Origin of the sequence: Burkholderia aenigmatica, assembly GCF_902499175.1 — a bacterium.
In the GTDB taxonomy this organism is placed as follows: Bacteria; Pseudomonadota; Gammaproteobacteria; order Burkholderiales; family Burkholderiaceae; genus Burkholderia; species Burkholderia aenigmatica.
On sequence record NZ_CABVQC010000024.1, the window covers coordinates 77,240 to 90,886 of the forward strand.

At 57.9% G+C, this 13,647-nt stretch carries 21 protein-coding genes; 3 read left to right on the top strand and 18 right to left on the bottom strand.

Annotated elements, in window-relative coordinates; translation table 11 throughout:
- The first annotated feature begins 76 nt into the window (after positions 1-76).
- The 3 genes from tssJ (at position 77) to icmH (ending at position 2,917) form a co-directional block, all read left to right on the top strand.
- Positions 77-688: a type VI secretion system lipoprotein TssJ gene (gene tssJ, locus BDO18943_RS18660; protein ID WP_043191653.1), complete on the top strand. Its 612-nt coding sequence runs from the start codon at positions 77-79 to the stop codon at positions 686-688.
- Between the two features lie 103 nt (positions 689-791).
- Positions 792-2,138 carry a type VI secretion system baseplate subunit TssK gene (gene tssK / locus BDO18943_RS18665; RefSeq protein WP_175023530.1) on the top strand — a complete coding sequence of 449 codons (1,347 nt, stop codon included), beginning with the start codon at positions 792-794 and terminating at the stop codon, positions 2,136-2,138.
- Complete coding sequence (gene icmH, locus BDO18943_RS18670) at positions 2,135-2,917, top strand: type IVB secretion system protein IcmH/DotU (protein ID WP_043191659.1); 783 nt, start codon at positions 2,135-2,137, stop codon at positions 2,915-2,917. The genes tssK and icmH overlap by 4 nt, the downstream gene beginning before the upstream one ends.
- Positions 2,918-2,995: 78 nt before the next feature.
- Here the strand turns inward: icmH and BDO18943_RS42690 are convergent, their stop codons facing one another.
- The 18 genes from BDO18943_RS42690 to BDO18943_RS18760 all read right to left on the bottom strand — a co-directional run bounded on the left by BDO18943_RS42690 (position 2,996) and on the right by BDO18943_RS18760 (position 13,440).
- Complete coding sequence (locus tag BDO18943_RS42690; RefSeq protein WP_456151298.1) at positions 2,996-3,670, bottom strand: DUF7716 domain-containing protein; 675 nt, start codon at positions 3,668-3,670, stop codon at positions 2,996-2,998.
- Between the two features lie 29 nt (positions 3,671-3,699).
- Positions 3,700-4,059, bottom strand: coding sequence for an immunity protein Imm33 domain-containing protein (locus BDO18943_RS18680; RefSeq protein WP_175023531.1), 360 nt, complete (start codon positions 4,057-4,059; stop codon positions 3,700-3,702).
- A gap of 2 nt (positions 4,060-4,061) precedes the next feature.
- The gene (locus BDO18943_RS18685) at positions 4,062-4,502 is read right to left on the bottom strand and encodes an SMI1/KNR4 family protein (protein ID WP_175023532.1); all 441 of its coding nucleotides are present in this window, start codon (positions 4,500-4,502) and stop codon (positions 4,062-4,064) included.
- Positions 4,503-4,544: 42 nt separating this feature from the next.
- Positions 4,545-4,949 carry an Imm1 family immunity protein gene (locus tag BDO18943_RS18690; protein ID WP_175023533.1) on the bottom strand — a complete coding sequence of 135 codons (405 nt, stop codon included), beginning with the start codon at positions 4,947-4,949 and terminating at the stop codon, positions 4,545-4,547.
- 81 nt (positions 4,950-5,030) lie between these two features.
- Complete coding sequence (locus BDO18943_RS18695; protein ID WP_175023534.1) at positions 5,031-5,345, bottom strand: hypothetical protein; 315 nt, start codon at positions 5,343-5,345, stop codon at positions 5,031-5,033.
- Between the two features lie 120 nt (positions 5,346-5,465).
- A complete protein-coding gene (locus BDO18943_RS18700) occupies positions 5,466-5,945 on the bottom strand; it encodes a DUF4265 domain-containing protein (protein WP_175023535.1) in 480 nt (159 codons plus the stop codon).
- Positions 5,946-6,052: 107 nt separating this feature from the next.
- Entirely contained in the window at positions 6,053-6,730 is a 678-nt protein-coding gene (locus tag BDO18943_RS18705) for a hypothetical protein (protein ID WP_175023536.1), read from the bottom strand.
- Positions 6,731-6,758: 28 nt separating this feature from the next.
- Entirely contained in the window at positions 6,759-7,367 is a 609-nt protein-coding gene (locus BDO18943_RS18710; RefSeq protein ID WP_175023537.1) for an ankyrin repeat domain-containing protein, read from the bottom strand.
- Positions 7,368-7,491: 124 nt separating this feature from the next.
- Complete coding sequence (locus BDO18943_RS18715) at positions 7,492-7,992, bottom strand: hypothetical protein (RefSeq protein ID WP_175023489.1); 501 nt, start codon at positions 7,990-7,992, stop codon at positions 7,492-7,494.
- A 29-nt stretch (positions 7,993-8,021) separates the two neighbouring features.
- Entirely contained in the window at positions 8,022-8,339 is a 318-nt protein-coding gene (locus BDO18943_RS18720; RefSeq protein WP_043191672.1) for a DUF7716 domain-containing protein, read from the bottom strand.
- 283 nt (positions 8,340-8,622) lie between these two features.
- A complete protein-coding gene (locus tag BDO18943_RS18725) occupies positions 8,623-8,964 on the bottom strand; it encodes a hypothetical protein (RefSeq protein WP_175023538.1) in 342 nt (113 codons plus the stop codon).
- A gap of 11 nt (positions 8,965-8,975) precedes the next feature.
- The gene (locus BDO18943_RS18730; protein WP_175023539.1) at positions 8,976-9,560 is read right to left on the bottom strand and encodes a hypothetical protein; all 585 of its coding nucleotides are present in this window, start codon (positions 9,558-9,560) and stop codon (positions 8,976-8,978) included.
- 51 nt (positions 9,561-9,611) lie between these two features.
- Complete coding sequence (locus BDO18943_RS18735; RefSeq protein WP_175023540.1) at positions 9,612-9,902, bottom strand: hypothetical protein; 291 nt, start codon at positions 9,900-9,902, stop codon at positions 9,612-9,614.
- A gap of 60 nt (positions 9,903-9,962) precedes the next feature.
- A complete protein-coding gene (locus BDO18943_RS18740) occupies positions 9,963-10,292 on the bottom strand; it encodes a hypothetical protein (protein ID WP_175023541.1) in 330 nt (109 codons plus the stop codon).
- A 218-nt stretch (positions 10,293-10,510) separates the two neighbouring features.
- Entirely contained in the window at positions 10,511-10,897 is a 387-nt protein-coding gene (locus BDO18943_RS18745; protein WP_175023542.1) for a hypothetical protein, read from the bottom strand.
- Positions 10,898-11,176: 279 nt separating this feature from the next.
- Positions 11,177-11,680, bottom strand: coding sequence for a hypothetical protein (locus BDO18943_RS18750; protein ID WP_175023543.1), 504 nt, complete (start codon positions 11,678-11,680; stop codon positions 11,177-11,179).
- Between the two features lie 514 nt (positions 11,681-12,194).
- The gene (locus BDO18943_RS18755; protein ID WP_175023544.1) at positions 12,195-12,530 is read right to left on the bottom strand and encodes a hypothetical protein; all 336 of its coding nucleotides are present in this window, start codon (positions 12,528-12,530) and stop codon (positions 12,195-12,197) included.
- Positions 12,531-12,858: 328 nt separating this feature from the next.
- Positions 12,859-13,440 carry a hypothetical protein gene (locus BDO18943_RS18760; RefSeq protein ID WP_175023545.1) on the bottom strand — a complete coding sequence of 194 codons (582 nt, stop codon included), beginning with the start codon at positions 13,438-13,440 and terminating at the stop codon, positions 12,859-12,861.
- Positions 13,441-13,647: the final 207 nt, after the last annotated feature.

Sequence of the window (13,647 nt, forward strand, 5' to 3'; positions counted from 1 at the left end):
ATGTCGGGGATACGCAGCGAACGCGGCAATACCCGGCAGATTTGACAGGGATAAAAGGCGGCACGCCGGAAATACGATGAGATCGCTGATGATTCGCTATGCGCTGCCACTGCTTGCCTGCGCGCTTCTGGCCGGATGCGCGGCCGCCCCGCTGCTCGGCTCGGCCGCGAGCGCCGTGATGTCCGCGGCCGGCATCGGCAAGCCCGAGGTACCCGACGCGCAGAAGCCGCCGCGCAACCTCGGCATCACGCTCGCCGCAGCGCCGAACCTGAATGCCGCGACCGACAACAAGCCGCTCGCACTCGTCGTGCGGCTCTATACGCTGAAGGATCCGACCTCGTTCCAGCAGGCGCCGTTCGACGCGTTTACCGACCCGACCAAGGAAAAGGCCGCGCTGGGCGCCGACCTGCTGAACGTGCGTGAAATCACGCTGATTCCGGGCCAGCGCTACACGGCGACCGAGAAGGTTTCGCGCGAAGCGCAGGCATTCGGCATCGTCGCGCTGTTCCGCGATCCCGCACTACAACGATGGAAACTGACGTTCGATCCGGTGAAGTCGGAGAAATCCGGCATAATCATCGGCCTGCATAATTGCGCGATGACGGTCACCGACGGCACTGTCATCGCACCGCAACAGGGTGCGCCTTCGCAACCGCTGAATTTGCTTTCTTCGGTCTCCTGCGGTTAAACAATGACGCACGAATGTCAATTAACAAGAGTTAACAATTGGCGATTTAATTCGGGCACGAACAAATCGATTACATCGCAACGCGACATTAACCGGATTTGACATGAGTTATTCGGCCAAGGTGCTGTGGGGGGAAGGGCTGTTCCTCCGGCCTCAACACTTTCAGCGACAGGACGCGTACCACGAAGCGCGCCTGTTCGAATCGATCCAGGCGATCCAGCCGTACAACTGGGGCGTGCGCTCGGTGCGCATCGACCGCGATGCACTCGGCAGCAACGTGCTGCGAGTGGCCGAGCTCGCGCTCGTGTTCCAGGACGGCGCACTGTATGCCGCGCCGCAGGCCGACGACCTGCCGCCGCCGATCGCGCTGGACACGCTGCCTGACGGCATCAACGAATTCGTGTTCTATCTCGCGCTGCACCCGCTGCGCGAGAACGCCACCAACTACAGCGACGATCCGGCCGCCGGCTTCATGACGCGTTTCGTCAGCGAGCAGACGAGCGTCGCCGACAACTTCACCGACGCGGCCGAAGCCGACATCACGTTCCTGAAGACGCAGGTCAAGCTGATCGCGCACAGCGAACCGCGTGACCAGCTGCTGTCGGTGCCGCTCGTGCGCGTGCGCCGCACCGCGACGTCCGGTTTCGAGATCGACGACAGCTTCGTGCCGCCGTGCCTCGCGATCGACGCATCGCCGATCCTGCACCAGCGACTGCGCCAGCTCGTCGACGCGCTGCAGGCGAAGGTGAACGCGCTGTATGGCTTCCACCGCGAGCCGTCGAAGAACATCATCGAGTTCCGCTCGGGCGACATCGCATCGTTCTGGCTGCTGCACACCGCCAACGCCGCGTTCGCGACGCTCGCGCACCTGCACCAGCATGCGGCGCTGCATCCGGAGCGGCTGTTCCAGGAGTTGCTGCGCCTCGCGGGCCAGCTGATGACGTTCTCGAAGGGCTATACGCTCGCCGACCTGCCGGTGTACCGCCACGACGATCCGGGCCCGAGCTTTGCGCGTCTCGACCTGATGCTGCGCGAACTGCTCGACACCGTGATCTCGACGCGCTACTTCGCGATCACGCTCGACGAAGTGCGCCCGTCGTTCCACCTCGGCCGCCTCGATTCGGGCAAGATCGACGACAAGACCGAGTTCTACCTCGCGGTGTCCGCGGACATGCCGAGCGTCGAGCTCGTCGATGCGGTGCCGGCCCGCTTCAAGGTCGGCGCACCCGACGACGTCGACAAGCTCGTGCTGTCGGCCATGCCCGGCGTGCGGCTCTCGTACACGCCGCAGGTGCCCCCCGCGATTCCGGTGCGCCCCGGCGCCTGCTACTTCGCGCTCGATTCGCGCGGCGCGCTGTACGAGCGGATGTTGCAGGCCCAGTCCGCGATGATCTACGCGCCGACTGGCATCAATGACCTGAAATTCGAACTGATCGCGGTCACATCATGAGCTACGCGCCTTCCCTGTTCGGCGACAACGCGCCGGCCCCCCTGCATAGCCCGGCGTCGACGGACGCGTCGTTCCAGGCCCGTTCGCTGCTCGACCTGCTGTACGACGGCTTCTTCATGCTGTTCCTGCTCAAGAACGGGCGGGAGCCGGAGAGCGCGGGCGAGTTCAGCACGCGGATCCAGGAATTCCTGTCGGACTTCGAGCGCGGGGCGAAGAAGCTGAATATCGCGGCTGAAGATGTGTACAGCTCGAAGTTCGCGTTCTGCGCGGCCATCGACGAGATGGTGCTGTCGTCGCAGTTCAAGATCCGCACGGACTGGGAACGCCGGCCGCTGCAGCTCGTGCTGTTCGGCGAACAGCTCGCGGGCGAGAAGTTCTTCCAGTATCTCGAGGAATGCCGCGCGCAGGGCGCGGCGCGGCTGCAGTCGCTCGAGGTGTTTCACATGTGCCTGCTGCTCGGGTTCCAGGGCAAGTATCTGCTCGAAGGGCCGGAGAAGCTGGCCTACCTCACGGCGCGGCTGGGGGACGAGATCGCGCATATGAAGGGCAAGCGGGCGCCGTTCGCACCGCATTGGCCGCTGCCGGACCAGATCGCACACCGGTTGAAGCGCGAGGTGCCGGTTTGGGCGATCGGGGCGGTGTTCGCGCTGGTTGCGCTGCTCGGCTATCTCGGGCTCAACACGTATCTGAAGGACAAGACGCTGCAGGCGCTGGCGCCTTATTCGCAAGTGATCAAGGTCGGGCCGGAGTCGGCGAATCTGACGATTTCGTTGCCTTGAGGACGCGTTTTCTGCGCGTCGCTTCACGATAAAAAAGGACCGCCGAGCGGTCCTTTTTCATTGCGGCGCTCCGTTCAGTCATGCTCGCGACTGCATGCCGTTCGGGCCCAGATCGAGAAAGTCGTCGTGGCGATCGAAATGGTTGAGGCAGCGGACGACGTCCTCGATCGATGCGTCCGGTTTCTGGCGATAGGCGAGATCGACGACGTCCTGAAAGTGCTCGCACGAGTACTGGAATACGTAACCCAGCTCGGCGACCCTTTCAGGGTAGATCTCGCGATCCTCGTCGTCGACCTGGACCGTATCGCCGATGTAAATCGTCTGTTGCGGATGCAGCGCTGCGTCGCTGTCCTTTCCGTAAACATCGTATAGCCAAGCGGGATCGTAGCGCTCCCGCCGTTCGGCCTTCGCGCGGACGACGGCGATGAACTCGGCAAGCGTGAAGGTTCTGTGCTTGAAATCTTCCGGGCCGCGAATCTGCAATCCGATGCGCTCGCATTCGATACGCGCCAGCCATTGTTCGGCCTTGTCACGCTCGACCGCCAGCAGGTCGGCATCCGGGTCGCTTGCCGCCGCAAGCGCCCGCTCCAGGAACGGCCGTGCCGATACGCCACGTGAGGTTTCACACAACAGTTCCCCGAGCGCAACGAGCGACTGCACGAGCGCCACGCGATCGCCCTCCTGCTCGGCCTCTGTCTGCGCCAGACACAGCGCGGCTTCGCCACGATCCGTCATGCCTCGATCGAGCAGCATCAATGCCTTGCGGAAGGTTTGCCGCGCACTCATGCTGACGCCTCGTTGTCAGGCAGATCCATCCAGATGTCCTCGTAACCGGTGTCGTCGATGATGAAACGCGCGCCGGCCGGCAGCATCAGATAAGGCAGGACCAGCGGCAGGAACGTAGACAGATGCGTGACATGCAGCGGTTGATAAAAATCGTCCGCATCCGAGTATTCGCCGCAATGAAAAAACCAGCTTACGTTGCGACCTTCGGACAGCATCACGCGCGTGCCGTAGACAGGCGCTTTTCCGAGCGTCGACATCGCGACGGCAACCATGTCCTCGGGTTCGGCTGCTCGCAGACCGTAGCGCGCACACACCGCCTCCTGGCGTTCACGCATCGCAACGGGATCATCGGTCACGTTCAATTCGCTCCTTCTCCCGCATGGCCCCGCATCGACAGAAAGGTGGCGAAATCGTCGGCCACGTGTGCCGTCTCGCCCGTCTCGTGCGACCAGAGGACGATGGCCGGCTCCCACGACGCATCGATCCGGTCGTAATCGAAGCAATAGTAGTCACCCGTCCCGAACTCGGCAAACGGCAACAGGTTCGAGAAATCGGCATCCGTGTGGTCGAAGTTGTCTCGCCACTCGCGCCAACCCTCGTTGTAGTGCCGAACGATCGAATTCCACGTCTTGCGCGGATTGCGCGCATCGAAGACGGGGAACACCGGCATTCCGCCGAGCGACCGGCCATTGTTGAGCAGCAGCCATGCCGCGAACGCGTGCGGCAACGCGCGGCCGAGCGCTGCTTCGGCCGCTTCGATTTCCACCGTGGTCGTACCGATGGTTGCTGTTCGGATCATCGATCGGTCTCCGTCAATACTCGCCGCGTTTGTATCGGCGTATCAGCCGGGTTGCCAACATAGCGCGGGATCGGCGCCGCCGCGCGAGACGAAATAAATCGCTGCTTGCACGGCCGTCGCGCGATCCACGCAGTCTCGCGCCCGATAGCTGCCGCGCTGGCCACCCGCGACCAGTTCGATCGTTTCGCCAGCCGGCGCAATGGGTGCCGTCAGATTCAGCAACGCGGCGTCGACGTGCGAGGCAATGAACACGACATACCGATCGTCACTACCGCCGCCTATCGTCATCAGCATCCCATCGCTCGTCTCGAATGCGACAGTCGAGCGATCGCGCCCGTTCAGCCGTTCGACTGCCGCGATGGCTTGCGCAACGCTGTCGCATTGCGCTTCCGTCACGTGCGAGCGGTTGCCGGTATACGTTTCTTCGATCACCTTCGTGGTTCGCATTCGATGTCCTTCGACGCTGAATCAAACAGACGAGTTACGTTGTCCGAGCGAAGTTCGGCGCTTCACGCTCGACCGGATCCGTTACTCGATACTCGTCACCCAATAGAAATCGGAAGCGACCAAACCGAGCCGCGTCTTCACGACCTCTACCGCCTGCGCTGTTTTCACCCGCGAATCGACGCTGACGACCACGCCTTTTATCGGCGCGTTGAGGTAATACATGAACTGCATCGGCCCGACTGTGTCGTCGAGCAACATGCCTGCAAAGTATTCGTCCAGATCGTCGACACCCTTCTCGAATGGAATCCCGGTCCGCGCCGAGCATTCGGAATGGTCGAATCCGAGCATGCAGACAGGCTTGCCATTTCCACTGGGCCAAACACGGGTCTTGTTCATTATCGGCAGACCTTCATTACTGTGGGTCGTTACACCCCGGCTCTCGAATCCCGCACAAGCGCCTGCCTGGCATCGATGGTTTGCGGTCACCTTCGGCGAGCAGTACGCGTCGGTATGGCTTCACGACCGATCGAGCCACCAGTCGAGCAGCGTTTCGTCCTCCGGATCCTCGAAGTTCCGGTAGATGTTCGCGTAATACCACGCGAGACCGGTTCTTTCCGCGAAGCCATCGAAGACAGTACGGATGCGCTCGCCGCCCGCATCGGACGGCACCGACAGCGCGAGCGAGCCGCCATGGCGACCGTCGAGCGTACCGTTCAGTTCGGATGCAACCTCGCTCGCGAGCCGGTCGATCTCGCGATCCGGGATCGCGTCGCCGTAGATCTGGATGCAGTAGTTTCCGCCTCGTTTCAGTACCGTGGCCGGACGATCGGGGTCGTCGACACGGACCAAATCGCCTTTCGCGAGATTCAACGTGAGGCCGGGTGACACCAGCAGTTCGTAGACGCCCGGCCCGACCTGGCGCGCGGGAAGTTCTTCGTGAACCGGCGCGTCACCGGAACTGCCTGCATAGACGTAGATCAGGTCGTAGTCGTGCATGTCATGTTCGCCGCGCGTGGGACCGGGTTCCGGTCAACAGCGGGTGTCTGCCAAGCCATCCGTGTCGTGACCGTCCAATCTCATGACATGACACGACTCGCCCGCACTCACCCATCGACCCTCTCCATGAACACCGCCGCTTCCGCATCCGGCAGCGCGTCGCTTATCCGCGACCGGACCTCCGCAACGAATGCCGGCCGGATTTCATCCGTGTCGTCGAAGATATCGCGCGCATGCTTTCCGACGTACAGATCGCACCAGATCCACAACGCGTGCGCGAAATGCGTGAGGGATGGCGCGACGCGCAATGGTGTCCAGGCGCCCGCGCCGTGGCGGTCGAACAGCACGTCTCCTTCCGGCACGACGATAACAGGATCGCCGCCCATCTGACCCAACACGATCCAGTCGTCGTGCCATCCGGACAGCCGCCGGCCCGATGCGTCGACGCGATAGCCGGTCTGGCCGATCGCGAGGCTCGCCGGGTTGCCGTATAACAGGAGGTTGTCAGCGGTCCAGGGGATCGACAGATCGACGTTGTCGAGCGCGTTGAACCATGCGGCAATTTCCGCGCTGACCGAGACGGATCTCGCGTGTGCTGGATGATCGGGAGCACGTGCGCCGATGCTCGCGCGTGTGTCCACCGTGCCGCGAATCCGGACGATGAACTGATTCAGATCCCGATTGGGCATATCGTGCCTCCCGTCGACATTGCGCGTTGCCAAATCGATTGTGAACGATGCCGGCGGTGCGTCTTTCTGTGTGCCGCCTGCCAACACCTGAGTCAATCCTCGATCCCGGAGATCGACGACGCCATCAGTCGAATTTCAGGTGTCCATCGAGCCACTTCCCGACCGCGTTCCTGCCGAGATCGGACGCGAATTGCTTCAAACGAAGCGCCTCGTCGCGGCTCACCTCAACCCCTCTGCGCAACAACACATTCAGCCCCGCTATCGCGGCGTCTTCCCCGTCAAGGCAATAGAGCGCCTGCCGGATCGGTGTGAGACCGTTTGCCGCCACCGTCGACATGTTGGCACCGGCATCGATCAGTTTCTCTGCTCGCGCGATCAATCCGAATTTCAACGCCGCCGATAGCGCCGTGATACCGCTGCGGTTCGGCTCGTCAAGCAGGCTCCGTGTCGCATACCACGCCACCGTTTTCTCGAAGAGCGCCGCATCGCGATCCAGCGTCGCGCAATGGAGAAACGTATCGCCGGTACGCTCGTTCCTCTGCAGGAAATTCACGTGACTGCCGTCCAGAAAATCGAAGATCGCTCGACTTCTTGCGACATGGAACAGAATGGGCATTCCCTCAAGCACATCCTGTCTTGCAATGTTGGGCAGCAGCCGCTGAATCGGAGCCAGGTCACCCTCCGAGAACGCACCGGCCGCCTCGAAAATATCAACAAGGAATTCTGCATTCATACTCGGTCACCCTCTGGTTCTCGACCCACGTCGCGTCGTGCTCCAATCGATGGCGGGGGTCGGCGGGATCTCACGCGTACTGCACCGCATGGCTGCATCCGGTCGCTGGCGCCTTCCGCACCGGCTAGGCATTCGAAAAGACGACCAACCTGCCCGCGGGATGCCGGCCATCCCAGCCACACGGGAAACCACCGTCGAGATAGGCACGCAGAATACTGTCCCAAATCGGCGGGAAGCAATCGTTGGCGTAGCACTGAAACAGAATGCCGATATCCCGGATCATCAGCTCGATCAGCGGACACGACACCGCATTCGTCCACTTGAGATCCGCGCCGTTGAAGTGCTTGCCTTCGATGCCCCAGTGCTGATTCTTCATCAACCGGGATGCAACCTGGCGGCTCCATTCGAAGCCGGCGGGAAACACCTCCTCCGCGTCACTGACCGACTCCCATTCGTCGAAGTCGTCGAACGAATCATCGGTCGCGAAATGACGTGCGATCGCCGCGTCCCGGACAACGTGATGTGCCACTGGATCGCCGCGATAGGCGGCACCAAAAAATGCGTCCTGCTCGAGAAATCGTACGAGCGGATCGGCTGCAATCAACACGTCATGCCAGGATTTCATGGCGACTCGCGGCGGATCACGGCGTCAGGTCAGAACAGGATGAACGCATCGTTCTCGACGTAAAAAACGAACGCATCAAGCAACTGAAGCACGCTCGGTTCGTCGACCTGATCGTGGGCGTTGATCACGATGTCCTCGATCGTCGCGCTGTCCAACGTGATCCGCCAGCCGGGTTGATTCGCGGCAGCAGGGACAGCGTCGTCCTCCGCATCCTGGGTGTCTTCAAAGAACACGCCTTCGGTATCGAGCGTCCATGGCATGGGCGGCAAGTAGAGCCATCCTGCGAAGTCGCCCGGGCGCTCGAGGATCTGTTTCAGCGATGCTTCAGTCACGGAAGTGGTCAACATGGGTGGTGCGGTTGTAGCTGGGGCAAATTCGTCGGGGGCTGGATCGAGGTGGCGAATCGCCTCCTTCTCCGCCACCTGTTACGTAACGGCCGAACGCGCGTGGTTACTGTCTGCCGCGCTCGTGCTGCGAGCCGTAATTATGCCAATTTCATACCCGCGAGATCATGCCGGCCGCTGTTGCCGGTCGAGTGCTCGCGGTCGAGTGCTCGCGGTCGAATGCCGCGCTTGACGAAGCCTGCGGCGATGGTCATGCGACGGACCGCATGCCTCGGCCAAAGGAGGCTTATATCGGCTCCCCGAAATACACGAAGTCAAAGACCTCAATCCAGTGCGCGAACTCGGCCGGCACCGCGTCACGCCAATGCCGTGCGGAATCGATGCGCCTGTCGGACGCAAACAAGACTGCGTCTCCCTTCGAGGCAGCGTGAATCGTCAACACGATCAGACCGCCTCCTTCCGCCGCAAAGGCCGCACGTCGACAGGCTCCTGGATCCTCGACGTCGTCGAAAAACACAACGCCGGATCGGGTCAGGTCCGCTTCCCGACAGTGGATGTACCCCCAATCCGCGATCCTGACCGGGAGTGCCTGAAACGCGGCGTCGAGAGAGGAAAAGTGGATCGTCACCAATGTCGAAATCAGGGCTCGTAGCGGATCGTTTCGTAGATCCTGGCCATACCTTGCTTTGCAGCGCTTTCGTTTGCAGCCAATCCGGACGAGAGGATTACGCAGGTCCACCCGTTACCGCAGACCTTGCTTGTCACGAGATCGAGACGATGCGCGTAGAGCTCGTCTTGTTTGAAGATCTTGTGCGTATAGCGTGAAGCGAGCGCCGGATATTTGTTATCCAACATGAATGGCACCAAGTTCGGCTTCGTGTACTGGGCAGCCTTGTCGTCCACCTGACTCTTGTAGAGATACTGCGCAGTACCTTCGAAAGACTGCGCGACCTTGGTTCGCAGCACCTGAACAACGACGTCCAGATTCAGTACTTCGAATGCGGATTTGTCAGCTTCGATACCGACTCCTCGACCTTCGGTGTCCTCGAGCGGATCGTTTGCCGTGATCCGCCAGTCCGCCGGGAGCTGGAAGCTCAAACCGTTGGAATTGAAGCGCTTCGGATGAGCCAAGTCGGGGGCGGCTCCGGCTCTCAGTCGGAAATCATCGGCATATGAGGTTGCTGCGAGCGAGAAAAGACGGACGGGCACGAGAACGGTTCGCATAGAGCACACTCCTGAACACCGCGTGAAATCTGCATCTCACACAGACGCCAACTATCCTTCGTATCGAGCAAAAATCCACCCCTTATATGATCGCAGCTTTCCGATCGGCTCACTGCTCTTCGAAATCTCTATTTTCTGCCGATTGAATTGCGGGCAGGATGCCATGATTTCTGCAATCGCCGCATCCACGACCTCACCATCCTCTTCATCATGATCTCTGGCCAGATAGACATAGATTTCGATCAGATCCGAATCGAAATCGTATGCAATCGCACGCACTCCTTCACGCACCGATCCGACGAAGGAAGAGAAGACGACCCACTTTACGTCAACCTCATTCACCTTACCCTCCAATACGCGATTCTCACGCTGTGCGTCTCACACGTAAATTTGGCTTCCTATCTAACTCAACTCCCGAGAAACCTGAACATCAACAGCGATTACGGTTAGCAACGACTCATCAGTCCAAGCGGAGATAAAACCGAACTCTCTGAACCCATCGGCCAGTTCCTCCGCGGCTTCACATATCGCAAAAAGGTAAACCCCCTCCTTGCTCTCGGCCAAATGCGACAAATCTTGCCCCTCCGGGGAAAGAGCCTTCATGCCGAGGACCCTATCGAAAACAACTTTAAATAGTTCGCCGTCAGCCCGTACACGTACTGTCAGACACCCATCTTGATAAGTGAAGGATTGGATCTGCGCATCCGCAACGAAAAGCTCACTACTTTTCATTTCTCAACTCGCTGAAAATTCTCACCTGGGGTGAATCCCGTACCGCTGCCCGACGTATAACTGACCGGCGACAATTACGTACCAGCGCATACGATCCGTGATTGTCGCGTTCGCGCTGTCAGCAACAATCTCGCCAATTGAGCGATTGTATGCTCTCGCCAAGAACGATTGACCCAGAAGCGTGAAGTTTCCATTTCGATCGCAATATCTCACTCACCCTACAACGTCCGAACACCATAGACGCGAATGCCACTCCCTTCAACCCGCTTATATGCGTACACAACAAGAGTCAGATCACTCTCAACGCCATCTATTATCAAATCAAGCTGAATTCTCTTGCTTAGCTCCGATGGCGCTCCAGGGTCGACTTCATACAAATTCGCGCGCTCAATGATGTATTCGCGATCAGGAATGCCAACCCTTTTTAGCGCACGTTCATCCAGAACATCCCCACACAGATACTCCAAAATCCCTCTCTTGATGCCCTCCGATGCCTTGACATCGAGATTTTCATCGAAAATCAATTTCTCGAAATTATTTTCCGAGAAACATTTACATATTTTAGATATCTCGAGGAGCATGTCTTCCGCAACCCACTTACTCACGCCAGCACCTCCTGGTTGAACACTTGGCTCGACGCTTCGCTGCATATGCGCCGCCTATACATCCCTGACCCTGCAATTGTGTTGCAACATGGCGCTCCGTCCCAATTTCGTGAGATGGCCCCGTCAATCGCACCGAGAGCGCGGCGCTCGCGGACCATCCAAATAGTCTACAGAGCGGCGATGGCAATAACCCGCCAACCCATCGTTCCGTTCACTTCTCAACTCAATCTTTCGAAAACGGCCAGCTGCCTCAAGCGCTCACGAAAGGCGCCACATCTTCTAACCTTGTATCCAGGAGGGTTCATCCCCGTAACAATAAATAATCGAATAGGCGCTTGAATACTGACCACCGAAAGCAAATCTTTTATTCAACACGTCAACAGGGGTGAAGATCATGCCAACCCTCTTCATATGCCTTATCAACGGGATCATGGAACTGGTTGTCGGATAGTCAATTTTCGGTGGCCTTTGACTTCCATCCGGTGACAATGACGACAAGTAATAGTACGGACCAACAAGCGACACCCGCAATATGAATTCATCGACATCACCCGTCAACAAATACCCATAACTCACGTCGGAGTTGGGTTCCGTATCTTCCGAGAAATCGTAGTTCCCCTCAAGAAACCGAATCACGTCCGGGTATTTTGCTACCGAAAAACGCAATTTTACGAAAGAGTAGTCCGGCGACTCGAAACTCCCATACGAATCGATCACGAGGCGTGAAAACCTCTCCCAGTCAAAATGTGAATCACGGGGACTCCTTGTCTTCGGGATGTCCATTTATTCTTTCTCCATTTTCGTGATGGACGTGCACTGAGGCCTGGCCTGGAAGCTGCATCTACAAGTCACAGCGGCATGAGATCGGCTTGCCGCACTATCCCATCCCGAAGAGCGAATCGATAACGTTCTTGATCCACGCCGCTACATCACTCCCGGCAACTTTCCTCCGCCCCGCAATTCTTCTCAGAAGGATGATCGACCACACGACAGCAAAACCAATGGCGACACATATGCTTAAGAACGAAAATTCACTCATTATAATGAAGGAGTTCCAATTTCTTCGCGATGTACTCACACGAAACGAGTGCGCACAAGATTTGTGGGTTTGTGGCCTGGCACTTTGGCACGGACGAATCGCACGACTTCGTGAGACCGATCATCTCGCCCCATCCAAAGCAATTTCGACCTTGTGCTCGGCTTGCGCTCGCACGAACGCTTCCGATGGAGTCACCTCAAGAACAAGTAGATTTTCCGAGTAATTGAATCTAATTGGCTCAAATTCAACCCTTTTCCACTAACGCATGTAGACCGTCTTCAGCAGCGCCTCACCTTCAATCGCGTAAATATACGTTACACCACGCCCATTCCGATACATTCCCCGGTCCGCAACCTCAAATGGCACCCCATCGACTTCATATGCCGGAAGAGGGGCAAATGTGACCGCGACCAAACTCTCATCACCTCCAACATCGACCGAAACTTTGTAGCAACTTAAAGGCCACCGATCCTTTGACAGTCTCTTAAATTCAGCCAAAGCCAGACCAAATATCTTGAAGCAATCCCCTCTGAACAAGCAGTCACTTGGATATCTGGTCACCAACTCCAGAATATCATCTTGGCTATAGCTCACGCGCACCTCCCATGACTGTATAAACCTTGATCTTGCCGCTTGGCGTACCGAGATATGAACGATAGCACTTGCTTTTGAGCACGGCTCAAGAAGCAAATCTACGCCATCGTGGCGACTCCTGAATCGATTAGCAGTTTGATTCTCAAATTCCCGGCATCACCTTCCGTCGCCCCCCCGGAAGGTACGGAGGATTCAGACTGCGAACGAAGCACGGAGCGTGAGCGCTATCGATAGTCAGTGCCGATGTTCTGAAGATCCCATATCGCGAGATCGCTGACTATGCGGATAACGCTGGTGAAACGAGTCTCCATACTTCACATCAGCGCAATCAGCTGAAGTAGAGATGGACCAATTTCCCGTACTCGGGAGAATATTTCCTGAAACTACCCAACGGCTTCTCATCGAGCCGATCCATTGTGGCCTCTATATTCCACGTTATCAATCTTTTATTTCCAACGGATGCATAATCCACCCCCAGGACCGCATACCCCGACCTTACACTTCTTCGGCCGAACCGGATAACAGAACACTTACCCATCAAAATTGCGCCATCTTTTCTGTCATCAGAGAAATAGAGATGGGCATCATCCTTCAGCGAATTGAATTTACGGCCGCCCAAAATTTTCTTGAGCAAAGCCATCAACCCTACACCCGGGCCAAAATCGACCGAACTTCCAACACAATTCGCCCCAAGGTAATATAACTTATACAGCGAAGCAATCTCCCTATTCCCATGATTAACATGTATATTTTTTTCACACGCATGAAAATCTGAACCTTCCCCCACAACGTCGAAATCCCCATCCTCGAGCAGCAGCTTGCTTTCATCCTCACCGCGAATCAACCTACCTGGATCACCACCATTAAACTGCAGCAGCGCATCAATAATTTCAGAAAACTGGATCACCATCGCTGTTTACTTAGAAATATGAGTCGCACCAGATTCCCCACAATTTCCGAGAATCTCTGCAACCTTTTTGAGTTCTGATGCCCGATTTGCATTTGGATATGCATCCGCACCGGCCAGTGCAGCCTTGGCCACCGTCTACACGTTCAATGTCACCCCATCCAGCTACACGGCGGCCATCGCGTGCACCCATAGAGATGCCGTACCTGA